This window comes from Pseudomonas sp. HMSC063H08, assembly GCF_001813645.1.
GTDB classification, from domain to species: domain Bacteria; phylum Pseudomonadota; class Gammaproteobacteria; order Pseudomonadales; family Pseudomonadaceae; genus Pseudomonas; species Pseudomonas aeruginosa.
Window position 1 is genome coordinate 1 of the sequence record NZ_KV813371.1, and the last position, 2987, is coordinate 2987.

General features: G+C 59.7%; 3 protein-coding genes. 1 reads left to right on the forward strand and 2 read right to left on the reverse strand.

All coding sequences use genetic code 11. From position 1 onward, the window contains the following. Positions 1-437: 437 nt before the first annotated feature. Positions 438-1397 carry a hypothetical protein gene (locus HMPREF2924_RS35815; RefSeq protein WP_023082651.1) on the reverse strand — a complete coding sequence of 320 codons (960 nt, stop codon included), beginning with the start codon at positions 1395-1397 and terminating at the stop codon, positions 438-440. Between the two features lie 183 nt (positions 1398-1580). Between HMPREF2924_RS35815 and HMPREF2924_RS35820 the strand changes: the two genes are divergently transcribed. Further along, positions 1581-2027 carry a hypothetical protein gene (locus HMPREF2924_RS35820; protein WP_003117028.1) on the forward strand — a complete coding sequence of 149 codons (447 nt, stop codon included), beginning with the start codon at positions 1581-1583 and terminating at the stop codon, positions 2025-2027. Positions 2028-2465: 438 nt separating this feature from the next. Here the strand turns inward: HMPREF2924_RS35820 and HMPREF2924_RS06900 are convergent. After that, a partial coding sequence (locus HMPREF2924_RS06900) for a DnaB-like helicase C-terminal domain-containing protein (RefSeq protein WP_277600862.1) occupies positions 2466-2987 on the reverse strand: 522 nt, incomplete at its 5' end.

The window sequence follows — 2987 nt, forward strand, 5'->3', positions numbered from 1 at the left end:
GGTGGGTGACCAGGGGCTGGGAAGTGTTCATGTATGGGCTCCTTGCCGGCGTGGGCCGGCAACTGGCAGCGGAAGACGAGATGAAAAATGAGGTTGCAGGACCGGTAGCGCTAAAGGCGTGACGGTCGCAGCTAGAAGGGAGCCGGACGCATCCGGTGGTAAGGTTGGCGTCGCCAAACAAACCCACCCAGACCACAGGAGGTCCGGCATGAAAGGAGACAAAATCGGGACGTCACAGGCCGTAGAGCCGTATGAACGCACACTCTCCCGCCTAATCGAGCGATATAGGCAGGAGAATGGTTTGGAAAAGGAGCAGCCGCTGACCACTGAAGATGTAATGGTGCTCCAGCAGCAGTATTTGCTCAGCGTCTTGGGCACTGCACTTGCAGAAAAGCACAGCTGGTCCTTGGGCGAGATCGTCGCAATCGACTTCGCGCTCATAAGGCGCTACTCCTGGACGCCCCAGCAGGTGCAGGCGCTGTCTCCTGCTCAAAAATGGCTAGCCATATGCGATGAGCTGGAGCCGCTTCATGTCCCGGAAGAGGCGCGTCGGGTGTGGCGCGATGAGAGGCAGGTGCGGGGACCAGTTCCCATAGATAGTAGGGAGGACGACCTCGAGGTGTGGCGGGAAGCACTTGCCCAGTAGCATCCGTGGGCGAGCTAGAGGTCATTGGAACGATCGCGCTCTCACCCCATTCGTAGTCTGCTGGCGGACTGTTCCAGCTCTCCCAGAGAAGCCGCCCTCTCAGCTCAATGATGAGTTCGTCATGAGCGGCCAGGACGGCTGCACGCTGGGTCGGCAGGTCCAAGGCTTGGCTGGGGTCGTCAAGCGCGAAGGCGAGCGTCTGCCGGCACAGGCCAAGGGCCTGTAGGTAGGGTTGCAGGCCTGCGCTTGGCCAGGCGTCCTCGATTTGCGGGGTTGACCAGCCTTTGTCGGTGAGCGCCTGGCGTAGGGCGTGCTCCAATGCAGTGGCCCGAACGAACGGCCGGGTCGTCCGGCCGAGCCCCGTGAACCAGAGTACGGGGCTCGGCCCTTCGTGGGTCCGCAACTGTGTGACGGCGCTTTGCAGTGCCTTCAAGACAGAGTAAGCATTCGTCTGAGCGACTTGTCGCTCGAGCTGGCGCTGCCTGAGCCAGGTCGCATCGATACCCAGGAAGGAAAAGGTGTACTGCAACTGCTTGAAGAGGTCCTCCATCAGGAGGACGAGGTTCTCATGTGAGAGCCCGAAGCGTTCGTAGTAGGGGAGTCGCTCCAAATGAGCCTTCAGGAAGGCTTTTGCCTGCTCTTCGGGTTCGGCCATGAGGGACTCGATTAGTGCATAGGACAGGTCTTGGCGCCAGTCTGGATTCTGGGCGCAAGCCTCGGGAGGATTGGTCGTGGTCTGCTGGTCACGCATGACTAGACTCCTTGCCGGCTCCCGCCGGCGAGAGATCGGAAGTTCAATAGATGAGATGAAAAATGAGGTTGCAGGACCGGTAGCGCTAAAGGCGTGACGGTCGCAGCTAGAAGGGAGCCGGACGCATCCGGTGGTAAGGTTGGCGTCGCCAAACAAACCCACCCAGACCACAGGAGGTCCGGCATGAAGAACGAATACCGCTTTGGATACGACGAGATGCTTATCCAGATCCAGGCATGCGTTCCTGACTCACAAAAGGGGGACGGATTGCCTATGACGATGGCCAGAGCGCAATGGATAAGCCAAGTCTTTGTGCTGTGTACCCTTGGTAACTCACTGGCACGTGACAAAGGCTGGAGGCTATGGGGAATGGATGCCATTGAGTATGCGCTCATGCGTCGCTACTCCTGGCCACTGGAAACCATTCGGGAGATGCCAATTCGGGATAGGTGGCTAGCACTGCATGAAGAACTGGCGGATTTGCAATGGGATGAAGAGGCTCAGCAGGTATGGCTAGCGAAGATCGAACCAGTGCTGCCAGGCGCACCGGGGACGGACTACGACGTCTGGCGTTCGGATGCGCCAGGATTTCAATTACCCCAAGCTCCTGGCTATCTAGTGGTCCGGTAACGAATGCTTCGGGTCTCGAGCGCTTATCGGGCCAAATCTGTTCGGGGTCGATCCTGACCACCGTGGAAAAGCGATAGCCGTGCTCCTGCCAGTGCAAGACTGCCCCGCACCGGTGACTAATCAATCCCTCCTGCTCGAGCCGCTGAGCCACCCAGCTTGGGCGTAGCCCTCCGTATGGTATGTCCTCACGGCTGTTAAGAATGTACTCGATGACACCGTGGATGAGGGCAGCGCTGGGAACAAGTAGGCAGGCATCCAATAGCCAGGCATTGGCGGCGGACCCGTCATACACTCGTCCGTGGTGGCAGAAGTTCTGCAAGGCTTGTATCCATTCGGCGCTCGCTATCGAAAGGAGATTGTTAGCGGGCTGCTGGTCACGCATGACTAGACTCCTTGCCGGCTCCCGCCGGCGAGAGATCGGAAGTTCAATGAAGGGGCTCATGCAAGAGCTCCCTGCCAAGTTGGTGCAAGGTCGGCGAAGCGGGTCTGGTTGGCGATGAAGGCGGCGCGGACGGTGCCGATCGGGCCGTTGCGGTACTTGCCGATGATGATTTCGGCAATGCCCTTGGCCTCGGTGTTGGGGTGGTAGACCTCGTCGCGGTACACGAACATGATCACGTCCGCGTCCTGCTCGATTGCGCCGCTCTCACGCAGGTCTGCGTTGTTCGGTCGCTTGTTCGGCCGGTTCTCCAGGCTGCGATTGAGCTGGGACAGGGCCACGACGGGGCAATCCATTTCCTTGGCCAGTGCTTTCAGCGAGCGGGAGATTTCCGAGATCTCGGTGGCTCGGTTTTCCAGGCCTGGGCAGCGCATCAGCTGCAGGTAGTCGACCAGGATCAGTACGGGGTGGCCGTACTTCCTGGCTGCACGGCGAACCTTGGCGCGCAGCTCTGTCGGCGTCAGGTTGCCCTGGTCGTTGATGACCAGTCGGCTGCCATAGTCGTTTATGCGCTGGATCGC

Excerpts from the sequence above, each read along its gene's own strand:
- HMPREF2924_RS35815 (WP_023082651.1), bottom strand. The coding sequence starts at position 1,397 with ATGCGTGACCAGCAGACCACGACCAATCCTCCCGAGGCTTGCGCCCAG.
- HMPREF2924_RS35820 (WP_003117028.1), top strand. The coding sequence starts at position 1,581 with ATGAAGAACGAATACCGCTTTGGATACGACGAGATGCTTATCCAGATC.